Consider the following 20,055-nt stretch of genomic DNA (forward strand, 5'->3'; position numbering starts at 1 on the left):
TTCTTATGGCTCTGGCGAGGATTGATCGTTTGTCCTCTGGAGAGACATGCCCGAACTTCCGCCCGCCAGCAAAGGAGTTTGGGCATGATCACGAGACGAGGCATCGTCATGGGGGCCCTGGGAGGCGCGCTCGGAACGGCTCTTCCTGGACGCGCCGGGGCGCGGGATGCCGCGGGCTGGACCGAGAGCCTTGCGGCCGAGCTCGCCCGGATCGAGGCATCGGGCGCCTGCCGGCTCGGGGTCTTCGTGCTCGACAGCGGCAGCGGCGAGAGCGCGGGCTACCGCGAGGGCGAGCGCTTCCCGCTCTGCAGCACGTTCAAGGTCTTGGCCGCCAGCGCGGTCCTGGCGCGGGTCGACGGCGGCAAGGAGCAGCTGTCGCGCCGCATCCGGTTCGAGAAGAAGGACCTCGTGGTCTACTCGCCCGTCACGAAGGAACGGGTCGGCGGGGACGGCATGTCGCTCGCGGAGATCTGCGACGCGGCGCTCACGATGAGCGACAACACCGCCGGCAACCTGCTCCTGTCCGCGATCGGGGGTCCGGCCGGCCTCACGGCCTATGCCCGGTCGCTCGGCGACGAAGTCACGCGGCTGGACCGCATCGAGCCCGGGCTCAACGAGGCCCGGCCGGGCGATCCGCGCGACACGACGAGCCCCGCCGCGATGGCGGCCGATCTCAGGAAGCTTCTTCTCGGGGATGCGCTTCCCGCGAAATCCCGGGAGATGCTCACGGCCTGGATGGTCGGCTGCAAGACGGGGGACACGCGGCTCAGGGCCGGAATGCCGAAAGGCTGGCGGATCGGCGAGAAGACCGGGGCGGGGGACCAGGGCACCACCAACGATGTCGGGGTGATCTGGCCGCCGGGCCGGGCGCCCGTCGTCGTGGCGGCCTACCTGACGCAGAGCGAGCGCAGTATGACCGAGCGCTTCGCCGTCATCGCGGAGGTGGGGCGCATCGTGGCGCGGCGACTGGGCGGCTGACCGGCCGGGGTGGGCCGGGGCCGTTGGAGAAGGACCTGATGGCACGCACGTCTCTGGTGGGGCCGGCCGGCGGAGCGCCGGCCTTCGCGGGCTTCGGCCCGCAGGCGCTCGGCTTCCTGAAGGCGCTCGCCTTCCACCAGGACAAGGCCTGGTTCGAGGAGAACCGGGGCATCTACGACAGCGAGCTGAAGGCGCCGCTCGTCGGCCTGATCGGGGACCTGTGCGGGCGCTTCGAAGCCCTCGATATGCCCCTGCGGGGCGACGGGCGCTCGATCTTCCGCCTGCACCGTGACATCCGCTTCTCGAAGGACAAGCGGCCCTACAAGACCAATGCCGGGGCCGTCCTGAGCCGGGACGGCACCAAGCGGTCCCAGGGCTTCCTCTACATCCACATCGACCCGGAGGGCTGCTTCGCGGCAGCGGGGTTCTGGCACCCGGAGCCGGACGACCTCCTCGCGATGCGGCGCGCCATCGTGGGAAAATCGAAGGCGTTCCGGGAGGCCGTGGCGACGCTCGACAAGGCGGGTCTCGCGCTCGGCGACGGCGATCCGGTCGCCCGCGCCCCGAAAGGCTTCGAGGATGTCGCCGAGCCGGATCTCGCGGCCGCGATCCGGATGCGCAACGTCATCGTGCGCCGGCCCGTGGACGCGGATGCGATCCGCTCGCCCGCGCTCGTCGACGACCTCGTCCGCTTCGCGCGGGATGCCGAGCCGCTGCTGCGCTTCGGCTGGGCGGCGCTGGCGGCGCACCGGCCGGCATAGGGCCTGCACGGATCCCGGCGCCCCGCTTGGCGGTTCTCCGCCGTCGGGCTTAACTCGTCCGGCGGAGGCGATTCATGAAGGCACTCTTCATCGGCCAGGCCTATATCGACGTCACCTTCATCACGGATCACATCCCGACGGGTGACGACAAGACGGTCGCCGACGACTACGCGATCTCGTTCGGGGGCAACGCGGTCACGGCCGCCTTCTGCTGCGCCAAGCTCGGCATCGCGCCCGATCTGCTCGCCTCCGTGGCGGACGACTGGCTCGGCCGCATGTTCATCGACATGGCGGCCAAGTACGGCATCTCGGTCCATCACCGGAAGGTGCGGGAATCCTCGCTGTCCTTCATCATGCCGCACGGCACGAAGCGCGCCATCGTGCGCTGCCGGGACGACCATTACCTCCACCCGGTTCCGCCCCTGAACCTCGACGGCGCGCGCGGGCTCCATCTCGACGGCCACCAGCCCGACGCCGCGATCCACTACGCCAAGATCTTCCGCGATGCGGGCGTGCTCACCTCGCTGGACGGCGGCGGCCTGCGGTCGAACACGCACGAGCTCCTCGGCTTCATCGACGTCGCGGTCGTGGCCGAGCGCCTCTGCGAGCAGATGGACCTCACGACGGCCGGCATGCTCGACTACCTGCAGGGCCGCGGCTGCCGGATCGGGGCCGTGACGCAGGGCTCGGACGGGATGGTCTGGTACGACGAGACCGGGGAGCGGCGGCACCTGCCTTCCCTGGCGGTGCCGAAGCGCCTCGTCGTCGACACCAACGGGGCCGGCGACATCTTCCACGGCGCCTACATGTATTCCGCGCTGGCGCGGCCCGACCTGCCCTGGATCGACCATTTCACCTTCGCGCGCGCCGCCTCCGCCCATGCGATCCAGCATCTCGGCAACGAGGCCAGCATCCCGAGCCTGCGCGATATCGACGTAACCATCGAGACCTGGCCCGAGCGCCAGCCCCGCGCGGAAGCGGCCGAATAGGCCAGCATCGCCCACGCAGCGAGGAAAGCCGGAACCCGGGGCCGCGCCCGAGCGCTAAAGGGCCGGTCCGCCCCTCTGCCGCCAACCCAGGAGGTCGCAGGCATGTCACCAAGGCCGTTCACCTTGCATGTCCCGGACGAGGCGCTGGCGGATCTCAAGGCACGGCTCGCCCGCACCCGCCTTGCCGACCAGACGCCCGGCGAGCCGTGGGCGCACGGGATGGATGGCGGCTGGCTCTCCGACACGCTCGCCTATTGGCGCGATGCGTTCGACTGGCGGAAGGCGGAGGCGGCCCTGAACGCCTTTCCGAACTACCAGGTCGAACTCGGCGGGATCGATCTCCACTTCATCCACGCTCCCGGGAAGGGACCATCGCCCGCACCCCTGCTTCTCTCCCACGGCTGGCCGGGCTCGGTGTTCGAGTTCCTGGACATCATCCCGCGCCTCACCGATCCGGCGGCCTTCGGGGGAGATCCGGCGGACGCGTTCACGGTCGTGGCGCCGTCCCTGCCGGGCTACGGGCTGTCCTTCTCGCCGGGGCAGAGGCGGATCGGCATCATTGAGACCGCAGATCTCTTCGCCGAGCTGATGACGGGGCTCGGCTACGAGCGGTTCTTCGCCCAGGGCGGCGATTGGGGCGCCTCCATCACGAGCCGGCTGGGCCTTGCGCATCGCGACCGCCTTCTCGGCATCCACCTGAACATGCTGCCGATCGGCCGCGACCGGAGCGCGCTCGGCGAGCGCACGCCCGAGGAGGCCCGCTACGCGCAGGAGCTCGAGGCCTGGGTCAAGGACGAGATCGGCTATCAGCAGATCCAGGGCACGAAGCCCGACACGCTCGCCTTCGCGCTGGCGGATTCGCCGGCCGGCCTCGCCGCCTGGATCGGCGAGAAGTTCCACCGCTGGTCGGACCATGATGGCGACGTCTGGTCGGCCATCCCGCGGGACCACGGCCTCGCCGACATCGCGCTCTACTGGTTCACGGGTGCGATCGGCTCGTCGTTCTGGCCCTATTACGCCCGCATCCATGGCGAGCACCCGCTTCCGAGCGGCGCGACCGTGGATGTGCCGACCGGCTACGCGGCCTTTCCTCGCGAGATCCTGCGCCCCCCGCGCTCGCTTGCGGAAAAGACGTTCAGGAACATTCAGCGCTGGACCGTTATGGAGAGGGGCGGCCACTTCGCCGCGCTGGAGCAGCCGGAAGCGCTCGCCCATGACATCGTCGCCTTCGCACGCCCTCTCCGGGCCTGATCCGGTCAAGAACGCTCGCGCGTATCTGTGCGAGCTCTACGAGGGCGACACGGAGCGCGCGCACCGCTTCCGCTACGGCCTCCTGGCCTTCGACGTCGCGACGGTCGTCTTCATCATCGCGACCTCGTTCGCGCCGGACTGGCCGGGCGTAAAGGTCCTCGACATCCTGGTCGGGCTCGCGGTCCTGGCCGATTTCTCGGCCCGCCTCTGGATTAGCCGCAGCCGCTGGCGAGAGCTGCTCCACCCGGCGACCTGGGCCGATATCGTGGCGCTGATCTCGTTCCTGATCGCGCCGCTGGTGGGCGAAGGCGCGGGCTTCCTCCGGATCATGCGCACCCTGAGGCTGCTGAGGAACTACCGCATCCTGACGCGGCTCCGGCAGGACAGCCCCGTCTTCCGCCGCAACGAGGAGGTGATCCTGGCGATCACCAACCTCTTCGTCTTCATCTTCGTGATGACCGGGATCGTCTACGCGACCCAGCACCGGTCTAACCCGAACATCCACAATTTCGTCGATGCGCTCTACTTCACGGTGACGTCGCTCACGACGACCGGCTACGGCGACATCGTCCTGAAGGACACGGCCGGGCGGCTGATCTCCGTCCTGATCATGATCTTCGGCGTGACGCTGTTCCTGCGCCTCGCCCAGGTGCTGTTCCGGCCGCACAAGGTGCGCTTCCCGTGCCCCACCTGCGGGCTGCAGCGGCACGATCCCGACGCGGTCCACTGCAAGGCCTGCGGGACGGTCCTCAACATCCCCGACGAAGGCAGCTGACCCTCAATCGGCTCCCGGGTTTCGCGCAAGGCAGGCCCGCGCGATGCTGGTCACCTCGCGCCCCTGCTCCGCCGAGAGCCGCTCGCGCAGGAAATCCGTCCAGATGCCGGCCTCCTTCATGCCGTCGACCGTGCAGGAGCAGGTCTTCCGGGCGCGGTCCTCGGGGATTCCGGCCTGGACATAGCTGACCGGGCAGGAGCGCTCGACCCGGGTCGCGACGGCCGCGAGGTTGGGGCCGGTGAGCTGCAACAGGCCGTAGAGCGCGCCGAACAGGATCGGCTGGTGCAGCAGGTAGATGACGAGGCTGTGCCGGCCCGCCCAGCAGAGGACGCGGCCGGCCGAGGTGGCGTCCACCTGCGGGGAGCCCACCCGCTGCAGCAGGCGCGTCTTGCCGATGGCGATGCCCGCGAACACGAAGGCCGCCCACGGGAAGAGCGGCACCCAGTCATTGGTGATCGGCTCGCGGCCCGCGAGGCCCAGGAAGGCGAGCGGCGGCAGGTCGAATACGCCGCCGGAGAGGAACAGGGGCGCTGCCGCGACGAGGAGCGCAAGGACGGCCGGGACCCAGGCCGGCGCCTGCGTGAGCGGAATCGCCAGCAGGCTCGACACCGCGATGGCGTGCAGGATCCCGAAGAAGATGTAGCTCTGGGGAAAGGCGAAGAGGGTCGCGGCCGTGATAAGGAGCGCCGCCCCCGCCACCGTCGCGAGGCGCCGCAGGAAGGCGCGCCAGCGGATCCGCCCGGAATGGGCCAGCGCGAGGCCGATGCCTGACAGAAGAAGGAAGCTCGCCGCGATCGCCCGGGCGAACAGGCGCCAGCCCGGCTCGGCCGTGACCTCCGTCGCCACGAAGCGCAGCTCCGAGAGGTCCCAGGCGAAGTGGTAGACCACCATGGCGGCGACCGCGAGGCCGCGGGCGGCGTCGATGGCGGGAAGGCGGGGCCTGGAGGATCCGGCGCCGCCCTCGAGGGCCGCGTTGCTGAGAGAGACCAAGGGCACCGATCACGGTTGGGCGAGGTCGCATCGCGTTTCTCGCCTGCGGCTGGTCGCGCGCCTATATCGGCTTCCATGCGCGACGACCAAGACACTCCGGCCGAGCTGGCCGAGGAGCTCAGGCGGATGATCGCGAGGGCCCGCAACGTCGTGGCCTTCACGGGCGCCGGGATATCGACCGAGAGCGGCGTGCCCGATTTCCGCTCGCCCGGATCCCCCTGGCTGCAGAACAAGCCGATCGATTTCGGCGAATGGCTCGCCTCGGAGGACGCGCGCTGCGAGGCATGGCGGCGCAAGTTCACGATGGACGACATCTACAGGGGCGCGCAGCCCAGCGCGGGCCACCGCGCGCTCGCGGCCCTCGTGTCGGAGGGCAAATCGCCGGGAATCATCACCCAGAACATCGACGGCCTGCACCAGGCGTCGGGCATCCCGGACGAGAGGGTCGTCGAGCTGCACGGGAACGGCACCTACGCGACCTGCCTGGCTTGCGGGCTGCGGCACGAACTCGCCGACGTGCGGCGCGCCTTCGAGGCGACCGGCCGGGCCCCGACCTGCCGCGACTGTGGCGGCCTGGTGAAGTCGGCCACCATCTCCTTCGGGCAGGCGATGCCCGAGGCGGCCATGCAGCGGGCACGCGAGCTGACGCTCGGCTGCGACCTGTTCCTGGCCATCGGCTCCTCGCTCGTCGTCTATCCGGCGGCGGGGTTTCCGGTCCTGGCGAAGCGCAACGGAGCCCGCCTGGTCATCCTGAATAGGGAACCCACCGACCTTGACTCGCTGGCCGATCTCGTCATCGGCGCGGAGATCGGAACCGTGCTCGGGCCGCTGGCCGCGACGCAGTGACTCGCCGCGAACTGACGGTGGATGGCTGGAAACGCGCCTTTGCGCGACTCGTCTTGATGTTATGTTCACCAAGCGAATCAGCGGCGTGATTCGGGCGGTGCGCAATGTCGGACGAGTACGGTTTGCCCCCGCGGGCAGGCGGAGTTGATGGTTTCGAGGCCCGCACCGCGCGGTCCGAGGCCGAGGCAGGTCCGGACCTCGAGGTCATCCAGGTTTCGGGGCGCATCAAATGGTTCGATGTCGCCAAGGGATTCGGGTTCATCGTCCCGGATGACGGCCTGCCCGACGTCCTTCTCCATGTGACGTGCCTGCGGCGGGACGGCTACCAGGCCGCCCATGAAGGCGCCCGCATCGTGGTGGAGGCGGCCAAGCGCTCCCGCGGCCTGCAGGCCCTCAAGGTCGTCTCGCTCGACGATTCCACGGCCATCCATCCGTCCGAGCTGCCGATGGCGCGCACCCACGAGGTCGTGGTGCCGACGAGCGGCCTCGAATCGGCGACCGTGAAGTGGTTCAACCGCCTGCGCGGCTTCGGCTTTCTCACCCGCGGCGACGGCACGCCGGACATCTTCGTGCACATGGAAACCCTGCGCCGCTACGGCATCGCCGAGCTCAAGCCCGGCGATCGCGTCTTCGTCCGGTACGGCGACGGCTCGAAGGGCCACATGGCCGCGGAAGTGCGGCTTGCGCAGAGTGCGCTGCCCGCCTCACATTGAGGCGATGCGTCCGAACCTTGCCGCGCGGTCCTGCTGGGCCGTGCTCCTCACGTTTCTGCTCCTCCTTCCCGTCGCGGCCTGGGCGCAAAGCTTCGAGCCGCTGACGATCGTCACGAAGGCGGGCCAGCGGCACGAATTCCAGGTCGAGGTCGCCCGCAACGACGCCGACCGCGCCCAGGGCCTCATGTACCGGCGCAGCATGGCGCCGGACCGGGGCATGCTGTTCGATTTCGCCCGCGTCGAGCCGGTCTCGATGTGGATGCAGAACACCTACATCCCGCTCGACATGTTCTTCATCCGGCCGGACGGGACCATCGCCCGGATCGCCGAGAACACAGAGCCGCTCTCGACGCGGACGATCTCGTCCGGCGAGCCCGTGCTCGGCGTGCTGGAGCTGATCGCCGGAAGCGCGAAGCGCCTCGGCCTCCATCCGGGCGACCGGGTGGTCCATCCGATGTTCAAGCCGCGCTAGAACCGGGCCGCCGGCCCTCGTCGGGTCGCGACGGAGCTTGGAACTCTTGACGTTCCAGCCCCTTGAGCCCACTAGCATCCGTGGCTTGTTCGGGGCGTAGCGCAGTCTGGTAGCGCATCTGCTTTGGGAGCAGAGGGTCGCTGGTTCGAATCCGGCCGCCCCGACCACCGCCACGCGTTGAGGACAGACGGACCGAATGCCTGCCCGAATCTTTAAGCCCGCCAAGAGCGCGACGCAGTCGGGCCTCGCGCGCACGAAGCTCTGGCATCTCCAGTTCGAGCAGGAGACCCCGCGCGAGATCGAGCCCCTGATGGGCTGGACCTCCTCGGGCGATACGCGCCAGCAGCTGAACCTCCGCTTCGACACGAAGGAGGAGGCGATCGCCTACGCGGAGCGCGAGGGCATCCCCTACCGGGTCGAGGAGCCGACCGAGAGCCGGCCCCGGACCATGGCCTATTCGGACAATTTCAAGTTCAACCGCACGGCCCCCTGGACGCATTGAGCTAGGCGGCACACGGCGGGCGCGAAGCCTTCGCGCCCTGTGTCGCTCCCGCGCGGCGGGAACGCCGATAGCCGTGACGCGCGCTCCTGAAGCGGCCTCGGGCCGCTGAGCCGCTTTCGGCACTCTTCGACCTCTTCCCAGATCGACGACGCTCCCGTCAGCGTTCCACGACGATGCGCGGCCGCGCGAGCACCGGGCCCGGGCTTCGGCCGCATCGCTCGTTCCCGCCAGGCGGCCGTTTATATCAATGTATTGACATTTATTGCCGCCCCGGTAGCGTGATGGGTGCCGGCCGACCGGCGATCCATGCTCGGGCCAGGACAATCCGCGGATGCTGTTGAGCGACGAGCAGAGCGAAATCAGGGACGTCGCTCGCCGGTTCGCGCGGGAGAAGGTGGCGCCGGGCTACCAGGCGCGCGAGGGCACGGGCCGGGTCGAGCGCGACCTGCTGCGGGAGATGGGCTCGCTCGGGCTGATCGCGCCCGAGCTTCCGGAGGAGTTCGGCGGCCTCGCCCAGCCGAGCGTGACGAGCGGCCTGATCGCCGAGGAGATCGGCTATGCGGACATCAACGTCGCCTATGTCCAGATCCTCGGCTCGCTGAACGGCGCGATCATCTCGCGCTACGCCTTGCCCGAACTCGCGGCCGAATGGGTGGGCCGGATCGTCTCCGGCGAGAGCGTGGTGGCGATCGGGCTGACGGAGCCGCGCGGCGGCTCCGATGCCGCGAACCTCGCGCTCTCTGCCCGCCGCGACGGCGACAGCTACATCCTCAAGGGCGAGAAATCCTCGATCTCGATGGCCGACCAGGCGGACGCGATCGTCACCTTCGCCCGCACCGGCAGCCCCGAGGACGGCGCGCGCGGCGTCTCGGCCTTCCTGATCCCGATGGATGCGCCGGGCGTCTCCACCCTTCGGTTCACGGATCTCGGCTCAAAGGCGATCGGGCGCAGCTCGGTCTTCTTCGACGAGGTGCGGGTGCCGGTCGCCAACCGGCTCGCGGCCGAGGGGGCGGGCTTCGTCCAGGTGATGCAGGGCTTCGACTTCAGCCGTGCCCTGATCGGGCTGCAATGCCTCGGCTCGGCTCAGGCCTCGCTCGACGAGAGCTGGGCCTACATCCAGGAGCGCCAGGCCTTCGGCAAGCCGCTCGCCGACAAGCAGGGCGTCACCTTCCCGCTCGCCGAGGCGGAGGGATTGGTCGAGGCGGTCCGGCAGCTTTGCTACAACACCCTCGCGCTGCGTGATGCGGGCCGCCCGCACACGGCGGAGGCCGCCATGTGCAAATGGCTCGGCCCCAAGACGGCGGTCGACACCATCCACCAGTGCCTTCTCACGCACGGTCATTACGGCTGGTCGCTGGACCTGCCGCACCAGCAGCGCCTGCGGGACGTGATGGGCCTCGAGATCGGGGACGGCACGGCGCAGATCATGAAACTCATCATCGCGCGGGAAAGGCTCAGGGCGGCTCGCCGCTGACGAGCGACGAGAGCCGAAAGAGCTCCGCGCAAAAGGGGACCGGGATGGGAACGACCGCAGGATTGCTGGAAAAGCGGGCCGCCGAGGCGCGTGCGTCGGGAGCCTGGCGCGACGAGACGCTGCTCGACCACCTCGCCCGCGCCGTGGCGAACACGCCGGACAAGATCGCAGTCGTCGCGAACCGGGCCGATACCGGCGCCGAGACGCGGCTGACCTATCGCGAGCTCGACGCCCGGGCGACCCGGGTGGCGCAATCCCTTCGCGCCCGGGGCGTCGGCCGCGGCGACGTCGTCTCCTTCCAGCTGCCGAACTGGTGGGAATTCACGGTCCTGCACCTCGCCTGCCTGAAGCTCGGGGCGGTCTCGAACCCCCTGATGATCATCTTCCGGGAGCGCGAGCTCGGCTTCATGCTGGGCCTCGCGGAGGCGAGGGTGCTCGTCGTCCCGGCCTCTTTCCGGGGCTTCGACCACGCCGGCATGGCGAAGGACCTCCAGGCGAGGCTGCCCAAGCTGGGGCACGTCTTCGTTGTCGGCGGGGGCGGCGAGACTGATTTCGCCACCCTGCTCGAGCCGGGTGCGGGCGAGGCCTTCGAGCCGGCCCCTCTCTCGCCGGACGACGTCATCCAGCTTCTCTATACGAGCGGCACGACGGGCGAGCCCAAGGGGGTGACGCACACCTCCAACACGATGCTGTCCAATCTCGGTCCCTTCGCCGAGCGGCTGCACCTGGGGGCCGACGACGTCATCCACATGCCCTCGCCGATGGCCCACCAGCTGGGCTTCATGTACGGCCTCGTCCTTCCCGTGATGCTCGGCGGCACGGCCGTGCTGCAGGACATCTTCGTGGCCGCCGAGATGCAGCGGCAGATCGCGGAGAACGGCGCCACCTTCACGATGGGCGCGACGCCCTTCCTCAACGACCTCGCCGACCATGTGGAGCGGACCGGCCAGGGCACGCCGAGCCTGCGCATCTTCGTGTCGGCCGGCGCCCCGATCCCGCGCGCCCTCGTCACCAAGGCGAAGGCGGCCCTGGGCGCTTCCATCATCTCCGGCTGGGGCATGTCCGAGAACGGCGCGGTCACGACGACGCGCCCGGAGGATCCGGAAGAGAAGACCACCAATACGGACGGCGTTGCGCTGCCCGGGATGGAGGTCCGGGTCATCGACGCGAACGGCGACGTCCTCCCGCCCGGCGAGGAGGGCTACCTCCAGGTTCGCGGCTGCTCGAATTTCGTCGGCTACCTGAAGCGGCCCGAACTCGACCCGCAGGATCCGGACGGCTGGTTCGATACGGGCGACCTCGCCCGCATGGACGAGGCCGGCTACATCCGCATCGCGGGCCGCGCCAAGGACATCATCATCCGGGGTGGCGAGAACATCCCGGTCGTCGAGGTCGAGGGCTTGCTCTTCAAGCACCCCGCCATCGCGGCCGTCGCCATCGTGGGCTACCCGGACGAACGCCTCGGCGAGCGCGCCTGCGCGTTCGTGGTCCCGCGCGAGGGCCAGAGCTTCTCCTTCGAGGAGATGTCCGCCTATCTCGCCGACCAGAAGATGGCCCGGCAATACGTCCCGGAGCGGCTCGAGATCGTGGCCGACCTGCCGCGGACGCCGAGCGGGAAGATCCAGAAATTCAAGCTGCGTGAGGCCGTGAAGCGGCCTGCCTAGGCCGGCACGGCAGCCCGGACGCGATCAACGACAACAAACTGGAGGGAACGATGAGGATGGATAGACGGTCATTCCTTGCGGCCGGCGCGGCCGCGAGCCTGGTGCTGCCGGCAGGCCGGGCGCGGGCGCAGGGCAATCAGGTGATCCGCATCGGCGTGATCACGGACATGTCCGGCATCTACCGCGACCTGTCCGGGCCGACGAGCGTCGCCTGCACGCGGCAGGCCGTCGAGGAGTTCACGGCCGCGAACCCGAACATCAAGGTCGAGGTGCTCGTCGCCGACCACCAGAACAAGCCGGATGTCGGCCTGTCGATCATCCGGCAATGGTTCGACCAGGGCGGCGTCGACATCATCACCAATGTCGGCAACACCTCCATCGCGCTCGGCGCGCGCGGGCTGATCGAGGAGAAGGACAAGGTCTCGCTCGTGACGGTCGCAGGCAGCTCGGACCTCACGGGCAAGAGCTGCAGCGCCAACATGCTGCACTGGTCCTGGGATTCCTGGTGCCTCGCCCACTCGACCGCGACTTCGCTGGTGAAGGCGGGCGGCGACAAGTGGTTCTTCATCACGGCCGACTACGCCTTCGGCCATGCCGCCCAGGCTGACGGCACCCGCTTCGTCGAGGCGGCGGGCGGCAAGGTGCTGGGCGCCGTGCGCTACCCCTATGGCTCGACCAACGACTTCTCGTCCTACCTGCTCCAGGCCAAGTCGAGCGGCGCCAACGTCCTCGCCTTCGCCAATGCCGGGACCGAGCTGATCGCCTCCCTGAAACAGGCGCAGGAATTCGGCCTTGACCAGAGCGGCATCCGCATGGCCTCCATGGTGACCTTCATCACCGATATCGGCGGGATGGGGCTCCCGGTCGCCAAGGGGCTGTCGCTGACGGAAACCTTCTACTGGGACCTCAACGACAGGACGCGCAGCTTCATGAGCCGAGTGAAGCCGAAGCTGCCGGCCAACACCTTCCCCAACATGAGCCAGGCCGGCGATTACTCGGGCGTCCTGCACTACCTGAAGGCCGTGAAGGAACTCGGCGTCGAGAAGGCCAAGGCCTCCGGCCGGGCCGTCGTCGAGCAGATGAAGCGCATGCCGACCGACGACGATTGTTTCGGGCAGGGCTCGATCCGGGTCGACGGGCGCAAGATCCACCCCGCCTACCTGTTCACGGTGAAGACCCCTCAGGAAAGCAAGGGGCCGGGCGACTACTACAAGCTCGTCTCGACCTTGCCGGCCGATCAGGCCTTCCGACCCCTCAAGGACGGGAACTGCCCGCTCGTGCGCGCCTGACCCGGAAGGGGCCGGCCCTCAGGCCGGCTCCTCCTCGCGGCCATTGTCGTCGGCCGCCATGGCGGCAAGCCCGTCCCGGAGGCGGTCCAGGAGGCGGTAGAGCTGCAGGAGCTCATCCGACGAAAGCCCGGCCAGGGAGACGTCGTAGAAGGACCTGATCTCCTCGAGCATGCGGGCCCACTCGGCCTGTCCCGTGTCGGTCAGGCGGATGCGGCGGCTGCGCCGGTCCTCGAGATCCTGCACGCGCTCGATCCAGCCGCGGCTCTCGAGCCGGTCGAGCACGATGGAGAGGTTCTGCCGGGTGAGCATGAGGAACGCGATCAGCTCCTTCACGCTCATGCCGGCCTGGCCCACGCGCGGCCGCGCGAGCGCGCCGAGCACAGCCCATTGCTGGGTCGTGCTGCCGAAGCTCGACACCGCACGGGTGCCGACTTTGTGCATGAGATTCGAGCTCTGATAGAGCCGGAAATAGAGCCGGTTCGCCAGGTCGAAGCGGGTCGGATCGGCCGGTGGAGGGGTCCGTCGAGTGTCTGCCAAGGCCGCCCGAATCCAGATATGACAAGGTATTGCTATTTCTACGCAGGCTTGCTTAGGCTGCGCCAGCACAATCGAGAGGATCGCTGCACGTGACGAGGCTTCAAGGCAAGACGGCGATCGTGACCGGCGGCGCTGGCGGGATCGGCTCGGCGACCTGCAGGCGCTTCGCCCGCGAGGGCGCCGCGGTCGCGGTCCTCGATCTCGACCTCCCGGCGGCCGAAAAGGTCGCGGCGGAAATCGCGGGTGCGGGCGGCAAGGCGGCGGCCTTCCGGTGCGACATCACGAAGCGCGACGAGGTCGAGGCGGCCGTGAAGGGCGCCGGCGAGGCGCTCGGTCCGATCTCGATCCTGGTCAACAATGCCGGCTTCGACATCTTCAAGCCGTTCCTGGCGACGGAACCGTCCGAGTGGGAGCGGCTGATCTCCGTCAACCTCGTCGGCGCGCTGAACATGCACCACCTCGTGCTGCCCGGCATGGTCGAGCGCGGCTACGGCCGGGTGGTGAACGTCGCCTCCGACGCGGCCCGGGTCGGCTCGACGGGCGAGGCCGTCTATGCGGCCTGCAAGTCTGCCCTCCTCGGCCTGACCAAGACGCTCGCGCGCGAACACGCCCGGCACGGCATCACGCTGAACGTCGTCTGCCCCGGGCCGACGGACACGAACCTGTTCGAGGAGTTCAGGAAGGGAGCCGGCAACCCCGAGAAGCTGATGGAATCCTTCCGCCGGTCCATCCCGCTCGGCCGGATCGGCCAGCCGGACGACCTGCCCGGCGCGATCAGCTTCTTCGCCAGCGACGACGCCGCCTACGTGACCGGCCAGGTGATCAGCGTCTCGGGCGGCCTCTCGATGGCCGGCTGAGCGCGCAAAGGGAGCGAGACATGACCTACGAGGACATCCTCTACGAGGAGCGCGGCGACGGCGTCGCCCGCATCACCATCAACCGGCCGGACCGCTACAACGCCTTCCGCGGCCAGACCGTGGAGGAGCTGATCCACGCCTTCCAGCGCGCGGGCTGGAACAAGAAGATCGGCGTGATCGTGCTCGCCGGCGCGGGCGACAAGGCGTTCTGCACCGGCGGGGACCAGACGGCGCATGACGGCCAGTACGACGGCCGCGGCACGATCGGCCTGCCGATCGAGGAGCTGCAGAGCCTCATCCGCGACGTGCCGAAGCCGGTGATCGCCCGCGTCCAGGGTTTTGCCATCGGCGGCGGCAACGTCCTCGCTACCATCTGCGACCTCACGATCGCATCCGAGAAGGCGCAGTTCGGCCAGGTCGGCCCGAAGGTCGGCTCGGTCGATCCGGGCTTCGGCACGGCCTATCTGGCCCGCGTGGTCGGCGAAAAGCGGGCCCGCGAGATCTGGTACCTGTGCCGCCGCTACACGGCGCAGGAGGCTATGCAGCTCGGGCTCGTGAACGCCGTCGTGCCGCACGAGGAGCTCGACGCCGAGGTGGACCGCTGGTGCGCCGAGCTGATGGAGCGCAGCCCGACCGCGCTCGCCATCGCCAAGCGCTCCTTCAACGCCGATACGGAGAGCATACGCGGCATCGCCTCGATGGGAATGCAGGCGCTCAGCCTCTATTACGACACCGACGAATCCCGGGAAGGCGGCATCGCGTTCCGCGAGAAGCGCAAACCCGACTTCCGCAATCCCGCCAAGAAGTCGGAAGGCTGAACGGGGCCGGCCTAGCGTCCCCTCCCCATTTCGCTCGCATGGAGGTGGAGATAGGTCGGCTCGAATTCGCCGATCGCGGCGAGGGCCTCCCAATCCAGGATGGTCAGCCTGCCCCGTCCGACCATGATGAGGCTCTGGCCCCGGAGTTCCTGGAGCGACCGGTTGACGTGCACGGCCGAGAGGCCGAGCGCGTCGCCGATCTCCTCCTGCGTGATCGGCAGCGGCACCGTCCCGTCCGCGGCCATGCCGATGGCGTCGAGCCGCGCATACATCTCGCAGAAGAAGTGGGCCATCCGGGAGAGCGCCTTGCGGCGGCCCATCCCGACCATCCACTCGCGGAAGGTCGCGGCATCGATGAGGGTCTCCCGCCAGAACGAGCCCGCGATCCGCGGGTGGCGGGCCATCAGATCCTCGAGCACCCGGTGCTGGATGAACCCGACCCGGCCCGCGGTCACCATCGCGACGTCGTGATCCATCGTCCGGAGGTGGAGGCACTGCAGATCGGGGATCTCGCCCGGGATGTGAAAGGCCAGGATCTGTCGACGGGATTCTCCCGCGAGCTTGTAGCGCGACGCGATGCCTTCCAGGATCAGGCAGGACTGGGACGGCCGGTCGCCCTCGCGCACGATGTCCTGATCGGGCCCGATCTCGCGCACAAGCATCGGCAAGGCGCGGAGGCTCTCCCGCTCGTCAGCCGCAAGATCAACGATGCTCTCCATCTTGCGGACGAGCGGATGCGGTTCTTCCCTCAGTGGATAATGCACGGACGCCCCCCTCTCCGGCACGGGAGCCCGCTAACGTCTCCACCCCACGGACCGTGGCGTGTGGAGCCCGGGCCGGATCAGCGGGATGTTATTCGCGGATGCTGACCGGCGATATCGCAGAACGATAACCTGGGTGAGGTACTACCTGAGGGGTAGAACTGCGCAGGATTATCCCTAGATCTTTCACGATTATTTTACCTCTCGACCCTCTGTGCACGGCATACTCCAGCCACTTGCACCCGCCGAGAAGGCATTCCGGCTGGCCGGGGCGAAGAAAACACGCCCGACTAGTCGCCCACCTGCACAAAAATTCTGCGCAGCCGAGCTGTTGATCCGTCGCGCAAGGCCGGATTGCGAAGGATCGACGCCGAACACCGACGGTGCAGCGTGGACAAGCCGCCACCACCGGCCACGCGTTACTATGGACGAAAGCGGACTAAGCGCAGCCCGCCTCACGTCGCGCCGCGCTTGCGCGCTGCCGCCAAGTCGACCCGCCGGCCGGGGCGAGCCCGGATCATTCCCTGCCACCACGAGTTGACGCCGATGGAGGAAGCGATCTTCCTGCCGGATAGAACCGCGCCGGAGCGACGGCATGAGCCGGGCCAAATCCCTCAGCACAGTCGTGCTGGTTGCAGGACTGGTTGCGGGCGGGCTCGCCGCCCCGTCTCCGTCCTCGGCCCAGTCGCGCCTCAAGCAGCTGATCGAGAGGCTTCGGGGCCAGACGATGCCGGCCGGCATCGTCAAGTCCAACGGACGGATCGAGGCCACGCAGGTCGATGTGTCGGCCAAATATGCCGGGCGCCTTTCCAAGGTCCTCGTCAGGGAGGGCGACGAGGTCAAGGCGGGCGAGGTCGTTGCGGAGATCTCGTCACCTGAGACGGTAGCCCAGCTCCGCGGCGCCCAGGCGCAGGTTCTGCGGGCCAAGCAGAGCCTTGCGGAAGCCGTCGCCCTGATTGCCCAGCGCAAGAGCGACCTGGTCTTCGCCTCGAACGACTTCGACCGCGGCAAGGAACTGGTCGGAAAGGGCTACATGACCCAGCAGGTCTTCGACCAGCGCAAGGCCAAGGCGGATTCCGCGAAGGCCGCGCTCACGGCCGCCGAGGCCCAGCGCGACCAGGCTCAATTCGCCGTGCAGAGCGCCGAGGCCGAGGTGCAGCGGCTCGAAGCCATACTGGTCGACCTCGTGCTGCGGGCGCCGTGCGATGGCCGCGTCCAGTACAAGCTCGCGCAGCAGGGCGAGGTGGTGGGCGCCGGGACCCGCATCCTGACGCTGCTCGACCTCAGCGACGTCTACATGACGATCTACCTGCCGGCCGCGGAGGCCGGCCCGCTCGCGCTCAACGACGAGGCCCGCATCATCCTCGATCCCGTGCCGCAATACGTTGTTCCCGCCACGATCAGCTTCGTGGCGACGGAAGCGCAGTTCACCCCGAAGACGGTCGAGACCGCGGAGGAGCGCGAGAAGCTCACCTTTCGCGTGAAGCTCCAGATCGACCCGAAGGTCCTCGCAGACTACCACGACCGGGTGAAGACGGGCGTCCGCGGAATGGGCTTCGTCCGCACGAACCCCGACGTGCCCTGGCCCGCGGATCTCGCCGTGAAGCTGCCGTGATGGCGGTCGCCGCTGTTGCCCGGTTCGAGCACGTCACCCACCGCTACGGCGACACGGTCGCGCTCGACGACGCATCGCTGGACCTGCCGGCGAGCCGCATGGTGGGAATCATCGGGCCGGACGGCGTGGGCAAGTCGACGCTGCTGGCCATCGTGTCCGGCGTGCGCCGGATCCAGACGGGAAAGGTCCAGGCGCTCGGGGGCGACATGGCGGACCGGCGCCACCGGGCGAAGGAGGCGGCGCGCATCGCCTACATGCCTCAGGGTCTCGGCCGGAATCTCTACCCGACCCTCAGCGTCTTCGAGAACATCGACTTTCATGGCCGGCTCTTCGGCCAGGGCCCGTCCGAGCGGCGCCGACACATCACCGAACTGCTCACGGCAACCGGGCTCGATCCCTTCGAGGCGCGCCCGGCCGGCAAATTGTCGGGGGGCATGAAGCAAAAGCTCAGCCTGTGCTGCGCCCTCATCCACGATCCCGACCTCCTGATCCTCGACGAGCCGACGACCGGCGTGGACCCGCTCTCGCGCGGCCAGTTCTGGGACCTGATCGGGTCGATCCGGGCACGGCAGCCCGGCATGAGCGTGGTCGTCGCGACCGCCTACATGGACGAGGCCTCCCGCTTCGACTGGCTGGTCGCCATGGACGACGGCAAGGTCATCGCGACCGGCGCGCCCGCCGAACTGCTGGCCAGGACGGAGAAATCCGACCTGGAATCGGCCTTCATCGCGCTGCTGCCGCCGGAGAAGCAGGCCGAGCACAAACCCGTCGTGCCACGCCCCCGGCCGCCGAGCCTGGACACGACACCCGCCATCGAGGCGGAGCACCTGACCCGGCGCTTCGGCGACTTCACGGCCGTGGACGACGTCAGCTTCCGGATCGGCCGCGGCGAGATCTTCGGGTTTCTCGGCTCGAACGGCTGCGGCAAGTCGACGACGATGAAGATGCTGACCGGCCTCCTGCCGGTCACCGAAGGAAAGGCGAGGCTCTTCGGCCGGCCGATCAGCGACAGCGACATGGAGACCCGCCGCAACGTCGGCTACATGTCGCAAGCCTTCTCGCTCTACGGCGAGCTGACGGTGCTGCAGAACCTCGAGCTGCACGCCCACCTCTACCACCTCCCGTCCGACGACATCCCCGTGCGCATCGCGGAGTTGCTCGAGCGCTACGAGCTCGGCGCGGTCAGGCATGCGCGACCCGAAAGCCTGCCGCTCGGCATGAAGCAGCGCCTCCAGCTGGCGGTCGCCGTGCTGCACAGGCCCGCCATGCTGATCCTCGACGAGCCGACCTCTGGCGTCGACCCCATCGCCCGCGATGCCTTCTGGCGGACGCTGATCGACCTCTCGCGCGACGAGGGCGTCACCATCTTCATCTCCACGCACTTCATGAACGAGGCGGAGCGCTGCGACCGCATCTCGCTGATGCACGCCGGGCGGGTGCTCGCGGTCGGCAGCCCGGAGGAGCTCGTGCGGGATCGCGGCAGCGCCTCGCTCGAGGATTGCTTCATCGACTACCTCGCCGAGGCAGCGGGAATCGACCGGCAGGCGCCTGCCGCGACGGCGGCGGAGCCTGCCGCGCAGGCGCCCCAGGCCGCGGCGCCGCCCCGCAGCTTCAGCCCCCGCCGGCTCTGGGCCTATGCGCGGCGCGAGACCATGGAGCTGCTGCGGGATCCCATCAGGATCGCGTTCGCGTTCATCGGCCCGATCGTGCTGATGATCGCCTTCGGCTACGGCATCTCCTTCGACGTCGAGAATATCCGCTTCGCGGCCTTCGACCAGGACAACAGCCCGGAAAGCCGCCAGCTGGTCGATGCGTTCACGAGCTCGCGGTACTTCAGCGAGCAGCCGCCCATCCAGGACGTGCAGCAACTCGACCAGCGGTTCCGCAGCGGCAGCGTGCAGGTCGCCCTGGAGATCCCGCCGGGTTTCGGGCGTGACCTGGTGGCCAACCGGGTCCCGGAAGTCTCCGTGTGGCTTGACGGCGCGATGCCGTTCCGGGCCGAGACGGCCCGGGGCTATGTCACGGGGCTCGCCAATCAATACGCCTACCAGCTGAGCCTGGAGCGGACGGGAACCGGCTCGACCGGCTCTCCCGTGAGCGTGGAGACGCGCTTTCGCTACAACCAGGCCTTCAAGAGCGTGAACGCCATGGTGCCGGGCGTGGTGATGCTGCTGCTCATCCTCATCCCGGCCATCATGTCGGCCATCTCGGTCGTCCGGGAAAAGGAGACCGGATCGATCGCCAATTTCCGCTCCACGCCGATCACGAAGTTCGAATTCCTGTTCGGCAAGCAGCTCCCCTATATCGGCATCGCGATGATCAATCTGGGGCTGCTGGTCCTGGTTGCGTGGTTCCTGTTCGGCGTGCCCGTGAAGGGATCGGCCTTGGCCCTCGTCGTCGGGACGCTGTTCTACGTCACGGCCACGACGGGCTTCGGCCAGCTGATCTCGACCTTCACGCGGACCCAGGTCGCGGCGGTGTTCGCCACCGCAATCCTGTCGGTCATTCCGGCCGTCAACTTTTCCGGCCTGCTGGTGCCCGTCTCCTCGCTCTCGGGCAGCGCGCGGCTGATCGGGCTTTCGCTGCCGCCGGCCTGGTACCAGCAAATCACGCTCGGCACCTTCACGAAGGGGCTGCCGTTCGCGGAACTCGGCTTCAACATACTGGTGCTGGCAGGGCTCGCCCTGGTCTTCCTGGTGCTTTCGCAGCTCCTCCTGCAGAAGCAGGAGACGTGACGTGACGGGGATCGGCGGCGACGCTCCG

The 20,055-nt window shown here is 68.7% G+C and carries 19 protein-coding genes and 1 tRNA gene; 17 read left to right on the plus strand and 3 right to left on the minus strand.

Translation table 11 applies throughout. The features are described from left to right. The first annotated feature begins 84 nt into the window (after window positions 1-84). The 5 genes from bla (at window position 85) to ACO2SS_RS14725 (ending at window position 4,754) form a co-directional block, all read left to right on the plus strand. Entirely contained in the window at window positions 85-978 is an 894-nt protein-coding gene (bla, locus tag ACO2SS_RS14705) for a class A beta-lactamase (protein WP_423278426.1), read from the plus strand. A gap of 38 nt (window positions 979-1,016) precedes the next feature. Then, window positions 1,017-1,739 (plus strand): DUF2461 domain-containing protein, encoded by a 723-nt coding sequence (locus ACO2SS_RS14710; RefSeq protein ID WP_423278427.1) that lies wholly within the window; start codon window positions 1,017-1,019, stop codon window positions 1,737-1,739. A 74-nt stretch (window positions 1,740-1,813) separates the two neighbouring features. After that, window positions 1,814-2,728 (plus strand): sugar kinase, encoded by a 915-nt coding sequence (locus tag ACO2SS_RS14715; protein ID WP_423278428.1) that lies wholly within the window; start codon window positions 1,814-1,816, stop codon window positions 2,726-2,728. A gap of 102 nt (window positions 2,729-2,830) precedes the next feature. Further along, the gene (locus tag ACO2SS_RS14720; protein WP_423278429.1) at window positions 2,831-3,979 is read left to right on the plus strand and encodes an epoxide hydrolase family protein; all 1,149 of its coding nucleotides are present in this window, start codon (window positions 2,831-2,833) and stop codon (window positions 3,977-3,979) included. Continuing rightward, window positions 3,942-4,754, plus strand: a complete 813-nt coding sequence (locus ACO2SS_RS14725) for an ion channel (protein WP_423278430.1) — start codon at window positions 3,942-3,944, stop codon at window positions 4,752-4,754. Before ACO2SS_RS14720 ends, ACO2SS_RS14725 begins: the two co-directional genes overlap by 38 nt. A gap of 3 nt (window positions 4,755-4,757) precedes the next feature. Here the strand turns inward: ACO2SS_RS14725 and ACO2SS_RS14730 are convergent, their stop codons facing one another. Further along, window positions 4,758-5,744: a heparan-alpha-glucosaminide N-acetyltransferase gene (locus ACO2SS_RS14730; RefSeq protein WP_423278431.1), complete on the minus strand. Its 987-nt coding sequence runs from the start codon at window positions 5,742-5,744 to the stop codon at window positions 4,758-4,760. A gap of 126 nt (window positions 5,745-5,870) precedes the next feature. Here ACO2SS_RS14730 and ACO2SS_RS14735 point away from each other — a divergent pair, with 126 nt between their 5' ends. The 8 genes from ACO2SS_RS14735 (at window position 5,871) to ACO2SS_RS14770 (ending at window position 12,704) form a co-directional block, all read left to right on the plus strand. Continuing rightward, window positions 5,871-6,590 carry an SIR2 family NAD-dependent protein deacylase gene (locus ACO2SS_RS14735; RefSeq protein ID WP_423278432.1) on the plus strand — a complete coding sequence of 240 codons (720 nt, stop codon included), beginning with the start codon at window positions 5,871-5,873 and terminating at the stop codon, window positions 6,588-6,590. A 104-nt stretch (window positions 6,591-6,694) separates the two neighbouring features. Then, the gene (locus ACO2SS_RS14740; RefSeq protein WP_423278433.1) at window positions 6,695-7,303 is read left to right on the plus strand and encodes a cold-shock protein; all 609 of its coding nucleotides are present in this window, start codon (window positions 6,695-6,697) and stop codon (window positions 7,301-7,303) included. 4 nt (window positions 7,304-7,307) lie between these two features. Next, a complete protein-coding gene (locus tag ACO2SS_RS14745; RefSeq protein ID WP_423278434.1) occupies window positions 7,308-7,775 on the plus strand; it encodes a DUF192 domain-containing protein in 468 nt (155 codons plus the stop codon). Window positions 7,776-7,865: 90 nt separating this feature from the next. Beyond that, window positions 7,866-7,942: transfer RNA gene (locus tag ACO2SS_RS14750), tRNA-Pro, on the plus strand. Window positions 7,943-7,971: 29 nt separating this feature from the next. Next, complete coding sequence (locus ACO2SS_RS14755; RefSeq protein ID WP_423278435.1) at window positions 7,972-8,277, plus strand: ETC complex I subunit; 306 nt, start codon at window positions 7,972-7,974, stop codon at window positions 8,275-8,277. Between the two features lie 331 nt (window positions 8,278-8,608). Further along, window positions 8,609-9,751, plus strand: coding sequence for an acyl-CoA dehydrogenase family protein (locus ACO2SS_RS14760; RefSeq protein ID WP_423278436.1), 1,143 nt, complete (start codon window positions 8,609-8,611; stop codon window positions 9,749-9,751). Between the two features lie 44 nt (window positions 9,752-9,795). Continuing rightward, window positions 9,796-11,415: a cyclohexanecarboxylate-CoA ligase gene (aliA, locus tag ACO2SS_RS14765; RefSeq protein WP_423278437.1), complete on the plus strand. Its 1,620-nt coding sequence runs from the start codon at window positions 9,796-9,798 to the stop codon at window positions 11,413-11,415. Between the two features lie 50 nt (window positions 11,416-11,465). After that, window positions 11,466-12,704 carry an ABC transporter substrate-binding protein gene (locus ACO2SS_RS14770; protein WP_423278438.1) on the plus strand — a complete coding sequence of 413 codons (1,239 nt, stop codon included), beginning with the start codon at window positions 11,466-11,468 and terminating at the stop codon, window positions 12,702-12,704. A gap of 18 nt (window positions 12,705-12,722) precedes the next feature. Here the strand turns inward: ACO2SS_RS14770 and ACO2SS_RS14775 are convergent, their stop codons facing one another. Beyond that, window positions 12,723-13,241 (minus strand): MarR family winged helix-turn-helix transcriptional regulator, encoded by a 519-nt coding sequence (locus tag ACO2SS_RS14775; RefSeq protein WP_423278439.1) that lies wholly within the window; start codon window positions 13,239-13,241, stop codon window positions 12,723-12,725. Window positions 13,242-13,330: 89 nt separating this feature from the next. Between ACO2SS_RS14775 and ACO2SS_RS14780 the strand changes: the two genes are divergently transcribed. Both ACO2SS_RS14780 and badI read left to right on the plus strand, forming a co-directional pair. Beyond that, the gene (locus ACO2SS_RS14780) at window positions 13,331-14,098 is read left to right on the plus strand and encodes a glucose 1-dehydrogenase (protein WP_423278440.1); all 768 of its coding nucleotides are present in this window, start codon (window positions 13,331-13,333) and stop codon (window positions 14,096-14,098) included. Window positions 14,099-14,118: 20 nt separating this feature from the next. Next, window positions 14,119-14,916, plus strand: a complete 798-nt coding sequence (gene badI / locus ACO2SS_RS14785; protein ID WP_423278441.1) for a 2-ketocyclohexanecarboxyl-CoA hydrolase — start codon at window positions 14,119-14,121, stop codon at window positions 14,914-14,916. Window positions 14,917-14,927: 11 nt separating this feature from the next. Here badI and ACO2SS_RS14790 read toward each other — a convergent pair whose 3' ends face one another. After that, window positions 14,928-15,680 carry a Crp/Fnr family transcriptional regulator gene (locus ACO2SS_RS14790; RefSeq protein ID WP_423278442.1) on the minus strand — a complete coding sequence of 251 codons (753 nt, stop codon included), beginning with the start codon at window positions 15,678-15,680 and terminating at the stop codon, window positions 14,928-14,930. Window positions 15,681-16,272: 592 nt separating this feature from the next. Here ACO2SS_RS14790 and ACO2SS_RS14795 point away from each other — a divergent pair. Both ACO2SS_RS14795 and rbbA read left to right on the plus strand, forming a co-directional pair. Next, complete coding sequence (locus ACO2SS_RS14795; protein WP_423278443.1) at window positions 16,273-17,292, plus strand: HlyD family secretion protein; 1,020 nt, start codon at window positions 16,273-16,275, stop codon at window positions 17,290-17,292. Further along, window positions 17,292-20,027: a ribosome-associated ATPase/putative transporter RbbA gene (gene rbbA / locus ACO2SS_RS14800; RefSeq protein WP_423278444.1), complete on the plus strand. Its 2,736-nt coding sequence runs from the start codon at window positions 17,292-17,294 to the stop codon at window positions 20,025-20,027. Before ACO2SS_RS14795 ends, rbbA begins: the two co-directional genes overlap by 1 nt. The last annotated feature ends 28 nt before the right edge of the window (window positions 20,028-20,055 follow it).

Origin of the sequence: Enterovirga sp. CN4-39 (assembly GCF_049446235.1) — a bacterium.
Classification (GTDB): domain Bacteria; phylum Pseudomonadota; class Alphaproteobacteria; order Rhizobiales; family Beijerinckiaceae; genus Enterovirga.